The organism is Anaerococcoides asporogena (assembly GCF_029590275.1).
Taxonomy (GTDB): domain Bacteria; phylum Bacillota; class Clostridia; order Clostridiales; family Clostridiaceae; genus JG1575.
In genome coordinates this window covers 3,589,709-3,607,916 of the sequence record NZ_CP120965.1, presented here as the reverse complement: position 1 = coordinate 3,607,916, position 18,208 = coordinate 3,589,709, and the positions used below count along the sequence as shown (strand labels likewise).

Sequence of the window (18,208 nt, the reverse complement as noted above, 5' to 3'; positions counted from 1 at the left end):
ATACACTTATATCGATTACATATCAATGGATTTCGATTAAAATGTATGGCTACATTTTCACAATCAATATGGCTGTAATCATTGGCACACAATGATTACAGCCATTTCCCCTCTGGAAGATACGTCTCAACCGAAACTATTCGAACAGCGGATTGTATGCTGAAAACGACGAGTGGGTATGGTTCTCCCAAATGCCGGAATATCGGCTGAGCCGCATGACCAAATCAGGCTCGCAGGTGACATCCTTTGAAGCGGTGCACGTCATGCATATCAGTCTCGTTGGTGAGGCGGTCTATTATGTCGCAATGGATGAGGAAGGCGTAGAGATGGGCGGATCGCTATTCCGGATGAATCAGGACGGGACGAATCTGACAAAGATCAGCCCGGTCCAGGTGAATGTCCTTGGAACCTGCGTCATCCTGGATGACGGGATCTACTTTACGAATGCCGAGGATGGAGATCGCCTCTATCGAATGGATTTGGATGGGAAGATTCTCACGAAAGTAAATGACTCGCCGACCTGGATGGCCAATATCGATGAGGAATGGATTTTCTATCTGACGAGCGTCATGAATCAGGGGGAACAAGTGCTGGAAATCCATAAGATGAGGCTGGATGGGTCTGAAGATTCAGTTCTGGTCAGACCGGCCGGACGAAATCTGATGGCCGATCGCGGCTGGTTGTATTATGCGGATGACGCAGGAAGCCTTTTCCGCATGACATACGATAAAGCCCAGAGCAGTAAAATCGTTGCGGGACCCATCATCGATTACACCATCGATGGAGATACTTTGTATTTCATTGATCAGAAAACCGGAAACCTTATAACAAGCAGCCTGGATGGCTCTAAGGTCAGAGAACTGCTGACTTATCCAGTCCAAGGAGTTCAGATTACCGAGTCCTGGATTTATGTGCTTCATCGGAGCGGTCGATTGTATCGCATCAAGGCGGATGGCTCCAATTTAATGGAAAAAGCCTATGCGCTGAAGATGGTTCAACCAGATCCCCCTGGAACTCCGGTGGTGGAAGGACTGGGTTCCCTGAACGCCAATCAGAAGTATCGATCCATGTTCGTCTCTCAGGGAGACTGGATTTACGGCATTGATGTTACATCGCCGGAAAGCAGTCTGTTCCGGATGAAGCGGGATGGTTCCCAGCGGAGCGTGCTTGCTCCCAAGAGCGTGAGATATTTGAATCTGGTCGGAGACTGGCTCTACTTTATCGATGGTGATGCCTATAGCAGCATGGCCCGCATGAAGATCGACGGGACTTCCTATGGAGTCATCCATGACAGCAGTGTTTCCGGAATGATTGTGCGGGATGGGTGGATTTATTTTACCGACCGGGATCAAGAAAATCAGATCTGGAAGATCCGGACCGACGGCACTGAATTGACAGTTCTAAACAAAGGGCAGGCCATTCTTCTAGCCCTGGAGGGAGACTGGGTCTACTGGTCTCATCCCCGAGAGGACAACTGGGGCGTTAAGGATATTTATCGGACGAAGACCGACGGCAGCGAGGAAGAAATGCTGCTGGAGGGAATCGTCCAGCACATGACCGTCGGCGAAGGCTCGATGTTCTATGCGCCCGATGAAGACTGGATGGGAAAAATCAAATCCGACCCGGCGGGGATCTATCGCTTGAATCTCGACGGAACCGGAAAAGAAAAAATTCTGAGCGAGGATACCCTGACTTTAATCGGAGTTTACAAAGGCCATGTCTATTATTACAACGGGATGGAGGCAGCCGGGCTCTACCGGGCAAAGCTGGACGGAAGCAAACGCGAACGGCTCAACGGTCCGGGAGATTTCACCTGGGTACACTTCCTGGACGATCAGATTCTTTTCTTTGACAACTCCACCGGAGCCTACCGAATCATGAATCTCGATGGATCGAACGTTAAGAATCTGAAAAAATAGGAGACGACAGCAGCTGAATCCGGACAAAGATCGAGCATGCCTCGGGATAAAGGGGCATGCTCATCGGAAGTCCTTTTCGAAACGGCTTCAGCCTCTGCGAAGCATCAGAAACTTCTGATTGAGGATCAGATCGAACAATGATAAAGACCGTCGAATCGATCGCCTGCTTCAGGTGATCGATTCGACGGTCTTTTTCCTTCATCCGATGCTCATCAGGCACCATGCGATTCGAAAGCTATTACGAGGATTTCGACTTTGCGTAAAAAAAGCTTAGTTGACCGGCACGCCGTAATAATGGGTATTGATGGAATTCTGGCACATCTGGAGACAGATGCCCTCTTCCTTGCCGCCGTTGTAGTAGATATCGATGAGACTGACCCCGTTATTGAACTTGAGATAGAAGTCATTGTTGGGATTGCTTTTCACATCGATGATCTTGTAGGTTCTGACCTTCCCGTTCAGATCAGAGACCGATACCAGGGAACCTGTCTTGACATTGATCATATAGTTGAAAACCCCCGAACCATGACCCAGGATCATTGTGGTCTTGTTGTCGTAGTTGTACATAGCCGGACCCCAGGTTACCAGAAGTCCTTTGTCCAAGTAAGTCTGCAGGGTGGATCCGCTCATATAGTTATGTTCGCCCCAGGACGGATCAAAGTAAGGCCGCAGATCGGCGATTTTTTTGTGCAGCCCTCCCAGGTAACCGATGCTGTGCACCGGAACGCTGGTCGTACCGGTGGACTCACTGGCGAGTTTCAGATAGGAAGCGGAAAGATAGCCAACGGTGCCATTGACGCTCACTTTGTACCAGGTGGAGCTGTATTTGGAGATTATTGACACACTAAATAAACCTTGCGTTTCTTGATGATTTCTGATATAATAATCTTATGAATAATGATTTAAAGACCCAAGCAGTACGGCTTAGTCCGGAAGAGCAATATCAGATTCGCAAGAACATCATCCGACTATCAGAAAAAGGTAAAACGAATGAGGAAATAGCGGAAATCTTAGATGTAAGCTTGCGTCACGTCCAGAACACTAAGAAACAATACAAGGAAGGCGGGATCGCAGGGATCAAGCCCCAAAAGCGTGGTCGCCGAGAGGGTGCCAAACGAACCCTTACTCCTGCCCAGGAAAAGGAAATACAACAAATTCTGGTTGATAAGACACCGGATCAATTGAAGTTCAAAGACTGCATGTGGAGCAGAAAAACCATTGCAGAGCTCATTTATGAAAAGTATAAAATCAGCCTGCCCGTATCTACTTTAGGGGTCTACTTGGCGCGGTGGGGATTCTCAGTCCAGCGGCCGATGAAACGCGCCTACAAGCAAGACACAGAGAAGGTGCAGCACTGGGTCGAAACTGAGTTTCCTGGCATTACTGAACGAGCAGAGGCTGAGAATGCAGAGATTTTCTTTGGAGATGAAACCGGATTGCAAAACCAGTCAACTTGCTTGCGTGGGTATGCGCCAATCGGTCAAACGCCCGTGGTTCGAACCGAAGCAAAACACATCAAGATCAACATGCTTTCAGCAATTTCCAATCGAGGAAAATTGCGCTTTGTCCTCTATAAAGACAACATGAATGCCGACAAACTGATTGATTTTATGAGGCGGTTGGTGCATGACAGCAAAAAGAAAGTGTTCCTGGTGCTCGATAATCTGCGGGTTCATCATGCTAAAAAAGTCATGGCGTGGGTAGAAAAGCATAAGGAAGAAATTGAGCTGTTCTACCTGCCACCGTATGCTCCAGAGTACAATCCTGATGAATTGCTCAACAGCGATCTCAAACGTGGCATAAGTAAAAAACCAAGTCCCAGGAGCGATGAGGAGCTTGAACATAATGTTCGATCTCATTTAAAAACTGTGCAATTGCGTCCTAATAAAATCAGGGGGTTCTTCCATTCAAAAACCACAAAATATGCCTCTTAATATCCGCAAGGTTTAATCAGGGGAGCAATAGTGTGGCGGAGGTGCCGGCGGATAGTTTGCGGATGACAGAATAGGCAGTGGAAGGCCCGGTCCGGAAGTTGATCGATCCAGTGGTTACATAGACAGAAGCTGTTGTCGGCAGTGCTGAGGTTGTTGCTGCTTTCAGATAACTGGCGGAAAGATAGCCGACGGTTCCATTGACGCTTACTTTATACCAGGTGGAACTGTATTTGGATATCAGTTCCACTTTTGTGCCGGCGGACAATTTACGTATGACGGAGTAAGAGGTGGAGGGCCCGGTCCGGAAATTTACAGAACCCGTAGTCTGGTAGATCGCACCGGTATCCGGCAGGGACGGGACTTCCTGAGTTCTGGCGACCGGAGCCATCTTCGGGGCGTTTGTCTGTGACTGACCCGCGGGAAGAGCAGTCTTGACTGAGTTTGTCTGAATGACTGAACCAGGATCCGTTGGCGCTGACTGAGGCGCGGAGAGTACAGCGAACTGTGAGATCCCGAGTATGATGGCCAGGGTGACAAGTGATTTACGATGTTTCATTCCATTAAACCTTCCTTAAGCGTATTCTTTTGATTAGTAAATTAGGTTAATTTAATATATCTCAAATAATACCATGTTTTGTAAATAGAAATTCCGCATTTAAATATGGATTTTATTAGTTATATAAAGACTTGAAGTAAAATTAAATAGAATTAAAATTTATATTGAATCCAACTTGCTGTGGCTGCTGGCTCAGGATAAGGACTGAAAGAAGTCTCATCCGAGATAGTTTTCTAAACCTGAACAGAAAACTGCTGTATTGATCCTTGTTATTTTTTAAAAGACGAATATAAGTCAAACGGATCGATCGAAAAGATTAAAAGAAAGATTATATGCATCATCCAGACACCGTTCAACATATCCTCACTGAGAATGGTATGCCAGGAGCGAAAAAAACAGGAAAGCAGTCGAAATTTACAAATGGCCAAAATATAAGAGAGAGGTCTTAGGTAATGAATCATTGCTGAAAAATGAGGTAAGCAAAAGACAGCAGAACCAAGAAATGTCATACTTTCTCGGTTCTGCTGTTTTGGTTTTTGGTGTGGTGGAATAGCGTTCAGGTGTAGAGTGCTGATTGAATTTAAGTTAAATAAAGGAAAGACGACTCATGCGAGTCTTCTTTCCAGTCAGTGGTTATTTTGTTCAATCATGTATTTTCTCCAGTAAGGAGCTGTTACTGCAATAAGTTGTTTAAGCCATCTTATTTCCGCTTGATCGTTAACGATACGGTTGCAGTATTGGAGTATGTACTTCCATCCCGTACCCGACAGGTGAATTTATCCGTGCCTGTAAAACCGCTATTCGGAACATAGGTGGCAATATGATCCGCAAGGGTGACACTGGCGCTGCCAGGTGGAGCAACAATTTCGTAAGTCAGAGGATCCCCGTCCACATCAGCACCCTTCAGTGTGACTTGAATGGTTGCGTTTCTTTTTGCAGTCACTGAAACATTGCCGGCAGTGGGGGGATCATTGACCGGCGTTACCGTAATGCTGATTGTGGCAGAATCGGAGTATGCTTTTCCGTCATAGGCTCTAAATGTAAATGAATCATTTCCGAAGTAATTCAGCGCTGGTGAATAAACGAGATTCGGAGCTGTTCCTTTCAGAGTGCCATGAGAGGGTCCCGAGGCAATCTGGAACGAGATAGTATCTCCGTCAGGGTCGCTTCCCGTCAGAACAATGGATTTTGGGATGTCTTCAGGGGACGCAACAGACTGGCTGACTGCGAACGGCCGATTATTAGGGGAAGGTGCGCCGCTTAGCGCGGCAGCAGCATCGATGAGGCCCCAGCCGAAGGTATTGTCTCGTCCGGAAGATCCAAGGTCATAAGCAGTACTCTGGAGGATATTCTGCACTTCAAGGGGCGTCACCGCCGCTCCGTACGCAATTACCAGAGCAGCGGCGGCTGCTGCATGTGGAGTCGCCATGGAGGTTCCCTGGAAGAAATAATAATTGAAGCTGGACGGATTCTTGGAGGTCGGATCAAAAGTATTCTGCAGGATACCGTCCACATAGCCATCTCCGTTTTTATCTACACTGGTGTCTCCGCCTGGAGCAACCAGATCGACACTGGATCCGTAATTGGAATATGGTGCCAGATAACCGCCATAGCCTGTCGCGCCGACTGCGATCACGTAATCATCATAGGCTGCGGGATAACCGGTGAAGCTTGATCCCTCATTACCGGCAGCCGCTACGATGGTAACGCCTTTGACATCATGGGCATATCTGATAGCATCCAGGAGGATCGAGGAATCATCTGGCCCGCCCAGACTCATGTTAATGACCTTGGCTCCGTTGTCAGCAGCATAATAAATTCCGTTTGCGATGGCGCTATAGGTGCCTGACCCCTTTTTGTTCAGCACTTTCACCGGCATTCGTGTGACTCCGAATGCTGCGCCGGCAACACCAAGGGAGTTGTTGGTACTTTGGGCCACCGTTCCGGCCACATGCGTTCCATGACTGTTATCATCATTGGCATGAGCGTCATTGTTGATGAAGTCATATCCCTGCATAAATTTGGTGTCGGCGAGGTCCGGAGCTCTGTAATAGTTTCCGTAGTTTTCGTAGGCAATGCCCGTGTCCAGGATCGCGACAACGACATTGCTGCCCGTCGTTTTTCCCAGGCCTGCTCCAGCTCGATGCCGCCCTGTGCTTTCTCTTTGAAGTTCCACTGATAGCTGTAGTAAGGATCATTCGGAACCATGTATGCCTGAGCAATATAATTAGGTTCAGCATACTCCACATTGGCTTGCTTCGAATATTTGGCCACTTCGTCCTTCACTGAACCGGCCGCAACTTTGATTGTTCGGAAGAGATTCTTGTCATTACGGAATTTCACATTGATTTCATCAGGCACGAATTTCAATTCATTCTTTCCCAGAGAGTCGTTCACTTTGAACTCTTTGTCGGCGGCTCTGGTAGGGAGTCCCATGAAGGTCATACTAAGCAGGATTGCAGTAATCGCGGATAACCATCGTTTCATCCAATTCACCCCCAGGCTTGATTTTTTAAAGACATCCAGCTGGTTACAGAAGACCCTGTTCAAGGGATATCTATTTGTAAAGAATTATAACTCTAAGATGTGAATTAAACAGAAATAATTGAAGATCACTAAACATTTGGTTAAAATGAACTTATGATCCTGTCAACTTGAAAAAATGATAATAAACAGGCCTTCAGAATACGATGCAGCCTTCAGGATCGTACTTTGAGGAGTTGTAAAAGCGTAGTTAAAGTGTTGTAAAAGAAAAAAATAAAAACAGCAGAATCCTTGAAATCGTTGATACGACAAGGATTCAGCTATCTTTATAAGTGTTCTATGGCGGAGAGTCAGGGATTTGAACCCTGGGATGCTTGCACATCGCCGGTTTTCAAGACCGGTGCCTTAAGCCACTCGACCAACTCTCCATGTGACTATATTATATTACCAATTGGAAAGTTGGATGTCAATGATAATGATTTTAGGGCCTTATAGCAGTTATTATGGCTGGAACTGGTGATGGGTAGCTGTGTCGTATCGGATCAAAGCATGAGCTCATAAACAAATTATGGGAAACAGGAACTGGAGCGTTAGATGACAATTCCTGTTTCCCATTCATGCCGGTGAGTTATTGCGATTGTCTGATAGTCAGGCGCGGTCGATGGCTACCAGCAGATCCATAACCATTTTTCCATCGACGGTCAGAACTTCTTCCAGGCAGGGGGCCTTGGGATCGTGCTTGAAATCCGGATCTTTGAAGTCGTGCTCTTCGAGCCAGGCGACGAGTGCCTGCCATCCGCCTGGAATCCGTTCAAAGGGAGCGGCAAAGGGATCGGTGATGCGTAGGATAGCGTACCGCAGAGAGGGAATCTGTTTGATTGTAAGCCGTGTATCTTCAAAGACGAGTGAGGTGGGAAGCTGACCGACCTGAGTCGGGTCGATCACCAGCCAGGCTTCGTATCCCCGCAGGGCAGTAACATCTTCCGATCCCTCAACCGGTGAATCAAAACCAAACCGACGGCTGACCTTCAGATTCCAGGCTTTCGCCAGACGATCCATGCGGCCGAGGATCTCGTCTTCTGGTTCTGAACCGATGGCGATTCCACAGACAACAGTCATGGCTGGCAGAATTTCATAACGGACATCACTTAAATAATCTTGCATGCTTGATACTCCTTGTTCAATGGTGGGCAGCAGCGGGCGAAAGGCAGGGGGTAAGCCCTTCAAAATTCTTTGCGGATCGATTTGAAGGGTTCTGTCATAGGACTTCAGACGTCGGATCCGAATGGGCGGATCCATTCGAAAGGCACTGGGAGGCTGACCGAAGGTTCTCCGAACTGCCCGGGAGAAGGCTTGTTCCGACCCATAACCGGCATCCAGTGCTGCATCCAGGATGCGATTGCCGTCTTTCAAGCTGATCAGGGCTTCCTCCAGACGACGGCGTCGGAGGTAGTCCATGACGGTATATCCCGTTTCAGCCTGGAACAGGTGAATCAAATAATACTTTGAAATTCCGGCTTCGGCGGCCAGCTGATCGAGAGTTACCGGATCATTCAGGTGATCCTCCAGATGTTGAAGAATGGATTGAAACCGATGATTCAAGGGGAACCTCCTTTTCGGTCTGATGTTAGGATAACCCGTCTTATGAAAAGATACCCAACCAAAATTGCTATTACCGGTCGGTTGAAGAATTTTTTTCGCTTTTTACGTCGTCGGATCAGGATTCTCATCCCTGTCCCAGACTTGCTTCAGCAGAAGCCGTTCCTTGAAAGCGCCGCGTTCTTCTGCTTTCTTCTGACGCAGAGCTTCCAGTTCTTCCATGGAACAGTCCTGGAGTTGGGCCAGAGCCCGGATGACTTCCAGGAGATCGGCCAGCTCCTCGGTGTTTTTGGCTTCCAGGTACTCTTTGGTTTCTTCCATAAGTTTTTCTTCCAGTTTGGCAGCGTATCCTTTTTCCGACAGGATCTCAAAGTCAGCGGATTTACCGGTCGCCTGGATAATCTCCGGGATCCGGTCGCGCACCAACTTGTTGTAAAGTTTCATCAGCAAGGTTCCTCCGTTTCAACTGCTTGCAATACAGCTATGTTCACTCTGATATTATTGAACAAAATCGCTACGCGATAGTTCTTTGTTACAATTTTATACTTATGCCTCTTGGTTTGACAGAGGCTTGTTCGTGCAAAAAAAACAAATAGTAGCTACACCTCCATTTATGGTTTATTGTGGATTCACTACAAACAACAAATAACCAAAGGAGAGCAACTACTATTTGCACGCCTATGTTACCATATTTTAGCCACCACAACAACACAACTTTTTTAATCTGCCCATTCAGGTCTCCACCCAAGGCGCTGATGCCCAATGCATTACTGCGCTTTTTGAAAGGAGTACCTCGATGGATCAATTTATTTTAGAATCTTATTTCTCTCAAATGGAACATTATCTCGAACTCAGAGATCTCTCATCAAATACCAAAAAAAGTTATCAATCCTTCCTGAAATCCTATCTCGAGTGGCTTGACTCCATGGGCATCCAGCCCAAGGACGCATCCTACGAAAATATCAGGACCTACATCCTCTACTTGAAGAAGACAAAGAAGCTTTCCAACCACAGCATCAATGCCCATACCTCTCAAATACGATTTTTCAGGCTCTATCTCCTGAAGCAACCGTGGGACCGGTACGAAGTTCCCGCCATGACGATCAAGTCTTACCTTCCAGAGGTTCTTTCGGTGGATGAGACCATGGCGTTTATCAACTCCATAAACGATTTGCGACTGAAAGCCTGCGTTGCATTACTGTATTCCTCTGGACTCCGGTTGTCTGAGCTTTGTCATTTGCGCTTTGAAGATATCCATTACCAGGATGGCCGAATCTTTATACGGGCTTCGAAAAACCGGTCCGAGCGGTATGCCACGCTCTCTAAAAAAGCGGTACTCATCCTAACAAAATATTATTATCAATATGGGCGACCCAGGGGATGGCTTTTCCCCAACAAAAAGGGGATGGACCAGTGAAGAGCGCTTTTTCGGACGTCTCATTTCTCTCCATCTGAAAAGCCTTAACTGGAGCAAGCATGTGACCGCTCACTCATTTCGCCACGCATTTGCCACTCATCTCTATGAGAGTGGGACAGATCTTCTTACCATCCAGAAACTGCTGGGACACAAATCCATAAACAGCACCACCATATACATCCATCTGGCAAGAACCGGGCCTGTCAACTTCACAAATCCCTTTGATGGTGGTTTGTAATGCACAAAATCCAGCAGGTCTTTGATCAGGGTTACCTTGGTTATCTGGAACAATACGGAATGAACTATGAGTCGAACAAAGTGGCAGAGGCGATCATGAGCTGCAAGACACCGGCTATGGGCGGTAACCAGACCATTTGCCAGGACTGCGGCAAAACCCATTTCCACTACAATTCCTGCAGAAATCGCCATTGCCCCTGCTGCCAATCCCTGAAAAAGGAAAAATGGATCGATGCCCAAAAGGCAGATGTCATTGATGCTCCTTATTTCCACGCGGTCTTCACCGTGCCCGAAGAGTTGAACCCACTGATCTATGCCAACAAACGGGCACTCTACAACCTCCTGTACAGCGCCAGCTCGGAAACTCTGATGGATCTGGCCCGCGACAAAAAGTTTTTAGGTGCGGACATCGGCTTCATCAGTGTCCTTCATACCTGGGGCAGCAACCTGTCGTTTCATCCGCATATTCACGCGATCGTTCTGGGCGGTGGTCTCACCGATGCCGGTCGATTCGTGACTTCAGGCAAGAAATTACTCTTTCCCATTAAGGTTGTTTCAAAGCTCTTTCGAGGCAAATTCCTGGACGGTCTTAAAAAACTCTCACTCAAAAAGACTCTGGCTTTCCCTGGTGAACTGAGCCTGCTCCAATTTCCTCGCGAATTCAACCAATTCCTGACGAAGCTTTATGCCAAAGAATGGATTCCCTACCTCAAAGAACCGTTCAAATCCGCGGACCAGGTGATTGAGTATTTGGGCCGATATACGCATCGTATCGCCATCAGCAACTCCAGAATCCTTGAGGTCGGCGACAAATCGGTTACTTTTCGGGTGAAGGACTACAAAACCGGTACGAAAAAAACGCTCACTCTTGGGCATGAGGAATTTATCCGAAGATTTCTCATGCATGTTCTTCCAAAGGGATTCGTCAAAATCCGGCATTACGGATTGCTCAGCAACCGAACGAAAGGCAAAAAACTTAAGCTGATCCGGATCCTGATCAAAGGGAAAATCGTCAAACCGGTCTTAGAGGATCTGACGGGAGTTGAAATTCTCAACCGCATATACGGGATCGACGTCAATTGTTGCAGACATTGTGGAAGTTCAAACATCCGGCGACAAAGTCTCGCCAGTGTCAAAAAGATCGAATGACCATGGGCCCCGATACAAAAAAAGCTCCACCCAGGTGGGGCTGCGAAGCATCCCCTTTTTTTCCAACGATGTTCCAATTCCAAAGTTTTAGAGAGTGGAGACAGCTCTTTTGCCTGATCCATGAGGCGGTGGGTTTGATTGAATCCCCATAGCCAGATCCAGTTCACGCGATTGTGTCCAATAGGAAAAATTGCTTCGGGTCATCAATGCTTTACTGCATATGATGGCTTTTTTTTCCCCGAATCAATTCTTTCCTAACTAATTATACCCCTTGAACCATCCATGGAGCAGCGCCCTGGTGAGAACCATACGCTGGTGAAAACAGCCAGCAGGCTGCCCATGGGGCAGCCTGCTGGAAATCATTTTTTTGTGAAGTCAGTTTATTGGACGACATAGGCTGATGCGTCAAAGGCATGGATCAGCGTCTGTCTGGGAAGGCTCCGAATATACTGAGCCAGCTTGTCACGGACCGGAATGAAAGTATCCACAACATCAATGGCACCGGTGAAGTTGTACTTGTCTCCGCCGGTGTATACAAAGTCCAGCGTGGAAACGGAGTACAGGGCTGCATTGTCGATGGGATCACCGTTTTGCAGAGTCATCTCCACAATGCGGGAACCATATGGTTTGGACAGATCTACTTTGACCTTGACGCCATAGAACTGTCCGTCCTTGAAGGTTCCTTCCTCAATGCCATGCTCGATGAGCTCGTACAGCTTCGCTCCGGTGACTTTCAAGGTCAACAGCGTATTGTCAAAGGGGAACAGGGCATACATGGTACCCATGGTGATTTCTCCGGCCGGCATCCGTTCACGGATTCCGCCGCCGTTGATGATCGCGATCTGAGTTCCGCCTAGTTCTGAGAGAGCTTTGGCAGTCCACTGTCCCAGCGGGGTCAGTCCAAGCGGTCCAGTTGTATCATGTTCCAGGAGTTGGGCATTCATTCCGACATACTCATTCAGGACATCTGCCAGATCGGCCTTGTAACCGGCTACCAGATCCGCTACTTCCTGGTTCACCGGAAGGCTGGCGATCCGGGTGGAGATCGGGTCGATGAACCCGTCAATGGATTCAAGCTTGGTGTTGCGATTGTTAAAGGTGAGTCGGGCCACCTGGAGAGAGCGGCCGTTATATCGGCCCTGCAGAATCTGAATGCCATTTACAACGGCATCGATGGTCTGGTGCGTGTGTCCTGAGAAAATCAGATCTACACCGGAAATATGATCGGCATAGTCCTTGAGTTCTCCGGTTACTTCACCGGTCGAGCTGTCCTGGTATCCGCCAAGATGAGTCAGAGCAACCACCGCGTCAACTTTTTTAACTTCCCGCAGGTATTTGACCCAGTGTTTTGTTGCCTTGACCGGGTCGGTAAACTCGATGTCAGCTACGTTGGCGGCAGCAGTCTTGGTGGCCGTTTCCGGGGTGGCGATTCCAATAATTCCGATTTCTACGACTTTACCGCTGGTGAGGCGGACTTTCTTGATCATGTAAGGATCCGCATAATCCACCGGCTCGCCACTGTCCTTATAAACAATATTGGAAGCCAGGAAAGGATAACCACCCTCTTCTGACCAGTCATACATCATATCCTTGCCCCAGTCATATTCGTGGTTGCCGATGGCAGAAGCTTGCAAATCCATCAGCTGGAACGCGTCATTGACAACTTTGCCATGGGTCAGATTGGATATGGCCGTACCTTGGAAATTGTCTCCGGCTGAGAAGAAGAACGTGGGATATTCGGTCTTCATTTGATCGAGCACGCCGGCAATCTTGGCAATTCCGGGATTGCTGCTGCTGGACTCGACATTTCCATGGAAATCATTAAAAGCGACAAACTGTATGGTTTCGTATTTTGAGCGCTGCCCATTCGCATAGGCATTTCCGCCCTTGGCAATGGCATTTTCAGTTCCGGTGGCAGCATAGCTGTTGGATGGAATAGATTGGATTCAATTGTAAAATCATCATAACAAACAAATGTTAAGCTTCCGTTCAATCTTCGTTTACATTTTAAGAATATCGCAGTGTAGAACCTTGATATCACGGTTCATTTTGGAATTATCTATGGCAGAAGCCATTTTTGTGCGTTATTAATGAAAAATTTTCTATAATTTTTAAGGCTCAATCACTTTTTATGTGGGATTATGATTTTCCCTGTTTACACGGAGAGGTCGACGTGGTAGCCTGACTGGCCGACTAGCCCAGCATTTATGCAGCATAGCGGCAAGGCTGGCGGAACCACGCCGACAGAGGCTCCATGTCAACTTGGGAAAATCCCACAGTTTTTGTGATTGACCCATTTTTTTAAACAGAAATGTTTTCATAAGTTATATATTTTTTAAACACCAAAAATATCGAATTAAGTCTGATGACAAATGGAAATATTCAATTCAATTTTATACCATCGTTTACAAAGTGAAATATAGATGGCCTTTTGTCCGTTGAATTTGTTATTATTAATTCAAAACAAATTCTCATTTTAAATAATCTCCAGTTTATACTTTTCAAAAAGATGGTTGTAAAGGAGTTGAGGCGTCTTGCATCCTGCTTTCCATTATTTATGGGCAAAGAAAGCAAGTAACGGTTTGGCATGGCTCCCTTTGTACATTCACTTGGAGGACACTGTCGCCATATCAAATCGATTATGGGAAAACTGGCTTTCCGATGGCGCTAAACGGGTAATCAGCGAGTTGTGCAATGCCAGTGAGGAGAAAACCCGACAATTGTATATCTTTCTCTCTGCCTGTCATGATATTGGAAAGGCAACTCCAGTATTTCAATCAAAGACAACTCAGTATCAAAGTACAGATTTGGATCGAACAATTGAAGAAAATATAAGAACACAAGGCTTGTCAATGATGGGAAAGGACTGGTTCCGGAATGGAAACAGAACACCGCACGCTCTTGCTGGTCTTTTCATTCTTGAAAGAAACAACATTGATCGCAGAATATCGTCAATTGTATCTGCCCACCATGGCAAACCTGCAGATAATGCTAATTTAGCAGATACCATGGGAGCGTTTAAGGAGAATTTTTACGGGGACTGCCAAGAAGCAGATTGGAAAAGGCTTCAAGATGATTTTTTGGAATTCGCATTAAGTAAAGCAAATTTGAGTGGTCCGGAGGAACTACCGCTTCCATCCTCGCCAGGTCAGGTTTTGCTATCTGCTTTACTGGTTATCTCAGATTGGATTTCCTCCAATGAAACACTGTTTCCCTATATTTCACCCGATATATCTCCCTTATCAGTAGAACAGTATATTAATCTCTCGGAACGATGCAGCTACGCATGGGAAAAACTTAGCTTTCCGCCCCTCTGGGCTCCGGGTAATTCGTTTTCTCAGGATGACTATTATAATAGTCGATTCGGTGATGAAAACCATGAATTCGAACCAAATCACCTCCAGCAAGCGGTATATCGTATAGCGAGCGAGTTGGATGAACCCGGCTTGATGATAATCGAGTCGACAATGGGATCTGGTAAAACCGAGGCTGCTTTAGCGGCAGCTGAAATTTTTGCCGCGAAGAGCGGCCGGACAGGTGTTTTTTTCGCGCTTCCCACACAGGCTACCTCCAATTCAATGTTTTCAAGGTTTATCGACTGGTTGGATCGAATCGACCATTGGACTCATGAAGTTAAGCTGGCTCATGGAAAAGCGAGGTTTAATGAGATTGTTCAATCCTTGGAAATAATAGACGGAGAGCATCAGATTTTTGAAAATGAGGGAGCCGGGACACACACCAGTGTTGTCCATCAGTGGTTCGAAGGACAAAAGAAATCTTTGCTTGCCAGTTTTGTAGTGGGAACTGTAGACCAGATTCTACTGGCTGGTTTAAAACAAAAGCATGTTATGCTGCGGCACCTTGGGCTGACCAATAAAATAGTAATCATCGATGAGTGCCATGCTTATGATGCGTATATGAACCAATACCTGTTAAAAGCCATCTCCTGGTTAGCTGCCTACCGTGTACCCGTCATTATTCTGTCAGCTACATTGCCATATCAGAAGAAAAAGGAGTTTCTTAACTCGTATCGTAAGGGTTGGGGACATAAAGCTTTTCATCTCAAGGAGGGGATTCGGTCTTATCCATTGGTTACCTATACGGATGGCGACGAAGTTAGTGAGAGCAGCATCGAGATTCCTCAAACCGGACGAGTTGTCAGAATTGAACGTATTGAGGATACGGAGATCTCGAGCGTACTGACCAATTATTTATCGCAAGGAGGTGTAGCAGGGATAATAGTAAATACCGTCGCCAGAGCGCAGAACCTTTATTCTCAGTTATCCCAGGACTATGGGGAAGATGTGGTAACGTTGCTACATTCACGGTTTACTGCTTATGACCGGATCAAAAAGGAAGATCGGCTTATCAGTGAATTAGGAAGGAAGACCGATAATCGGCCCGCATTGCGAATTGTGATTGGAACACAGATCTTAGAACAGTCACTAGATATTGATTTTGATTTGCTTATTACTGACTTATGTCCGATGGATCTGCTGCTTCAACGCATTGGCCGACTTCACCGGCATGAGCGGGTTCGACCGCAACTTTTGAAAGATGCACACTGCCAGGTTGTTTCACCAAAGGAGGGTTTTGAAAAAGGAAGCGCACAGATTTACTCGGAATATTTATTAGCAAGGACTTCTAGTGCATTGCCCCTGACCGTGTCGATTCCTGAAAATATTCCATCACTAGTTGAGTTGGTTTATGATGAGACATCTATGCCGGACAATGACCCGAATTACTGGAAAGAAGTCTATGAGGCTTGGAAAACAACCATCGAGAGCAGTCGAATTCGATCGAAGGCATTTCAAATCGCGGATCCACAGGTCCGGTTTCACTACCCGTTTACAAGCTGGCTGGAAACGGACCAGGGTAACACAGAGCATCAAGGCAGAGCAGCAGTACGCGACAGCGCGGAGTCTTTGGAGGTTATTGTGCTATATGAAAATGATTTGGGAGAAATTCATACACTACCTTGGACAGATCCTGACATTAGGGTAAACCCGAAACAAGTTCCTGAGATAGAAGCAGCCACTATGATCGCCAGACAGACGGTTAGTTTACCCAGGCAATTGTGTGTTCCTTGGGAGATCAATCACACGATCAGGTATCTTGAAGAACAGTCTGTAAATCTGCCCATGCTGCAGGAGTCACATTTATTGAAGGGTGAGTTATTTCTTGTGCTGGATCGGGATTTTCGCGGAGTTATTAATGATCATCCTGTCAGGTACAGCCAAACGCTTGGATTACTAATTGAGGAGAAACCAGAATGTTAGAGATAGAATTTAATTTGTTGGAGGAACCATGGATCATGGTTCTGAATGAAGCAGGCCAAACATTAGAAGTGTCAATAAAGGATGCATTTCAGAATGCGCATCGCTACATCCGTCTTGCTGGAGAGACGCCTACACAAAACATATCAATTACCCGCATGCTGCTAGCTATTCTTCACTCTACTTTGGGAAGAGACTTCCCTCAGGAGTGGTTACAGGATTCGTTGCTGGAAACGATTGAGGATACTTCTATTAAGGAATTCCTTGACACGGATCTGGAAGTGGATCCACTGCAAAGATGGTCTCTTTTATGGAAAAGAGGTTCATTTCCAATGGAACTTATGATGAAGTATTTTACTCATTATTGGGATCGGTTTTATCTTTTCCATCCCACTCACCCTTTTTATCAAGTGCCGGGAATGAAGCGGGGTACAGCATATCAAGCGGCAAAACTGAATGGAGAACTCTCTGAAAGCAATAATAAGGTTCGATTGTTTCCCTCCCGCAGCGGGCAGGGGAAGCAAAGCCTTAGCTACAATGAAGCGGCCAGGTGGTTGCTGCATGTAAATAATTTTGACGATACGGCCAGTAAATCCACTGAAAAACTAGCCAGCCCTGGGGCAGGGTGGTTGGGGCAAACCGGGAGCATTTATGCAGAAGGAAGGAACCTGTTTGAATCTCTGCTACTAAACTTCATCTTGTGTGACAGCAGTGGCACTGTTTGGCCAGAAGGTCGGGCAATTTGGGAACGTCCCGTTCAGGCTCAAGAGCGGCGGGAAATTCCTCTCCCTGAGAATCAGGCGGATCTGCTTACTCTTCAGTCTCGAAGGCTTTTACTTCAAAGAACAGACGACAAAGTGACCGGTTATATTCTGCTTGGAGGAGATTATTTCAAGAAAGATAATGCTTTTTCGGAGAATTTTACACTCTGGCGACGTTCATCCACAGGGAAAAAGGATGATCCCATAAATTATGTACCGAAGCGACATGATCCTGCAAGACAGCTATGGAGAGATTTTGCCAGTTTGCTAGTTGCTGAAAATGGTGATAAAAGACCTGGAATTGTGAACTGGCTGACCTTTCTTAAGGTAAACAATGTACTGGAAAACAGGCATTGCTACTTTCAGTCCGCAGCGATTCAGTATGGCGACAAGGATTTTTTTGCGAACGATATCATTGAGGATTCTTTATCGTTCAGCAGCCAGTTGCTGGATCAGATGAACAGTGACTGGATCACGGGAATATTGGAGGAAATCAAGCACACAGAAAACTTGATAAAGGAATATGGATATCTGGCGCGCCGTATTGCCCTTGCATCGGGGGATTCTACCGGCGAGAGTCAGGAGATGACAGCCAAGGAGCAGGGATATTTTACAATTGATCCATTGTTCCGGAACTGGCTAAGAAAGATAGAACCAGTGAAGGATGACTTGTCACAGGTGAGTGAGGCTTGGTGGAAGATAGCACAGTCAACGATACGAAGGATGGGCAAGGAATTGGTAAGTCAGGCTGGATCTGGGGCAATAATTGGCCGGACAGTTAAGCTGGATAAACAGGAAAAACATTATAGTTCTCTGGAGGCATACAACGATTTTATCTACCGTACGAGTAAACCACGATAAAAATAAAAAGGAGGC

At 46.6% G+C, this 18,208-nt stretch carries 13 protein-coding genes, 1 tRNA gene and 1 pseudogene; 7 read left to right on the top strand and 8 right to left on the bottom strand.

Annotation, left to right across the window (positions count from 1 at the left end):
• Nucleotides 1–119 precede the first annotated feature (119 nt).
• Nucleotides 120–1,919, top strand: coding sequence for a DUF5050 domain-containing protein (locus P6M73_RS16430; protein WP_277855806.1), 1,800 nt, complete (start codon nt 120–122; stop codon nt 1,917–1,919).
• A gap of 270 nt (nt 1,920–2,189) precedes the next feature.
• Here P6M73_RS16430 and P6M73_RS16425 read toward each other — a convergent pair whose 3' ends face one another.
• Nucleotides 2,190–2,762, bottom strand: coding sequence for a sortase family protein (locus P6M73_RS16425; RefSeq protein WP_277854089.1), 573 nt, complete (start codon nt 2,760–2,762; stop codon nt 2,190–2,192).
• A gap of 47 nt (nt 2,763–2,809) precedes the next feature.
• Here P6M73_RS16425 and P6M73_RS16420 point away from each other — a divergent pair, with 47 nt between their 5' ends.
• Nucleotides 2,810–3,853: an IS630 family transposase gene (locus tag P6M73_RS16420; RefSeq protein WP_277854088.1), complete on the top strand. Its 1,044-nt coding sequence runs from the start codon at nt 2,810–2,812 to the stop codon at nt 3,851–3,853.
• A 16-nt stretch (nt 3,854–3,869) separates the two neighbouring features.
• Here P6M73_RS16420 and P6M73_RS16415 read toward each other — a convergent pair whose 3' ends face one another.
• The 6 genes and pseudogenes from P6M73_RS16415 to P6M73_RS16395 all read right to left on the bottom strand — a co-directional run bounded on the left by P6M73_RS16415 (nt 3,870) and on the right by P6M73_RS16395 (nt 8,936).
• Nucleotides 3,870–4,409, bottom strand: coding sequence for an SH3 domain-containing protein (locus P6M73_RS16415; RefSeq protein WP_277854087.1), 540 nt, complete (start codon nt 4,407–4,409; stop codon nt 3,870–3,872).
• A 700-nt stretch (nt 4,410–5,109) separates the two neighbouring features.
• Complete coding sequence (locus P6M73_RS16410; RefSeq protein WP_277854086.1) at nt 5,110–6,585, bottom strand: S8 family serine peptidase; 1,476 nt, start codon at nt 6,583–6,585, stop codon at nt 5,110–5,112.
• 62 nt (nt 6,586–6,647) lie between these two features.
• Nucleotides 6,648–6,845, bottom strand: a pseudogene (locus P6M73_RS17090) (hypothetical protein); the annotation flags it as partial.
• 388 nt (nt 6,846–7,233) lie between these two features.
• Nucleotides 7,234–7,321: transfer RNA gene (locus tag P6M73_RS16405), tRNA-Ser, on the bottom strand.
• A gap of 220 nt (nt 7,322–7,541) precedes the next feature.
• On the bottom strand, nt 7,542–8,495 hold the full coding sequence (locus P6M73_RS16400; RefSeq protein WP_277854085.1) for a helix-turn-helix domain-containing protein: 954 nt from the start codon (nt 8,493–8,495) through the stop codon (nt 7,542–7,544).
• A 102-nt stretch (nt 8,496–8,597) separates the two neighbouring features.
• Entirely contained in the window at nt 8,598–8,936 is a 339-nt protein-coding gene (locus P6M73_RS16395) for a nucleoside triphosphate pyrophosphohydrolase (RefSeq protein ID WP_277854084.1), read from the bottom strand.
• Between the two features lie 352 nt (nt 8,937–9,288).
• Between P6M73_RS16395 and P6M73_RS16390 the strand changes: the two genes are divergently transcribed.
• Genes P6M73_RS16390 through P6M73_RS16385 form a run of 3 tightly spaced genes read left to right on the top strand, consistent with a single transcriptional unit; the run spans nt 9,289 to nt 11,295 of the window.
• Complete coding sequence (locus P6M73_RS16390; protein WP_277854083.1) at nt 9,289–9,909, top strand: tyrosine-type recombinase/integrase; 621 nt, start codon at nt 9,289–9,291, stop codon at nt 9,907–9,909.
• Nucleotides 9,857–10,147: a tyrosine-type recombinase/integrase gene (locus P6M73_RS17085; protein ID WP_489666457.1), complete on the top strand. Its 291-nt coding sequence runs from the start codon at nt 9,857–9,859 to the stop codon at nt 10,145–10,147. The genes P6M73_RS16390 and P6M73_RS17085 overlap by 53 nt, the downstream gene beginning before the upstream one ends.
• Nucleotides 10,147–11,295, top strand: coding sequence for an IS91 family transposase (locus P6M73_RS16385; RefSeq protein WP_277854082.1), 1,149 nt, complete (start codon nt 10,147–10,149; stop codon nt 11,293–11,295). The genes P6M73_RS17085 and P6M73_RS16385 overlap by 1 nt, the downstream gene beginning before the upstream one ends.
• A 380-nt stretch (nt 11,296–11,675) precedes the next feature.
• Here P6M73_RS16385 and P6M73_RS16380 read toward each other — a convergent pair whose 3' ends face one another.
• Entirely contained in the window at nt 11,676–13,136 is a 1,461-nt protein-coding gene (locus tag P6M73_RS16380; RefSeq protein ID WP_277855805.1) for a 5'-nucleotidase C-terminal domain-containing protein, read from the bottom strand.
• A gap of 693 nt (nt 13,137–13,829) precedes the next feature.
• On the opposite strand from P6M73_RS16380, the gene cas3 reads away from it, so the two are divergent.
• Both cas3 and casA read left to right on the top strand, forming a co-directional pair.
• Nucleotides 13,830–16,574 (top strand): CRISPR-associated helicase Cas3', encoded by a 2,745-nt coding sequence (gene cas3 / locus P6M73_RS16375; RefSeq protein ID WP_277854081.1) that lies wholly within the window; start codon nt 13,830–13,832, stop codon nt 16,572–16,574.
• Complete coding sequence (gene casA / locus P6M73_RS16370; RefSeq protein ID WP_277854080.1) at nt 16,568–18,193, top strand: type I-E CRISPR-associated protein Cse1/CasA; 1,626 nt, start codon at nt 16,568–16,570, stop codon at nt 18,191–18,193. Before cas3 ends, casA begins: the two co-directional genes overlap by 7 nt.
• The last annotated feature ends 15 nt before the right edge of the window (nt 18,194–18,208 follow it).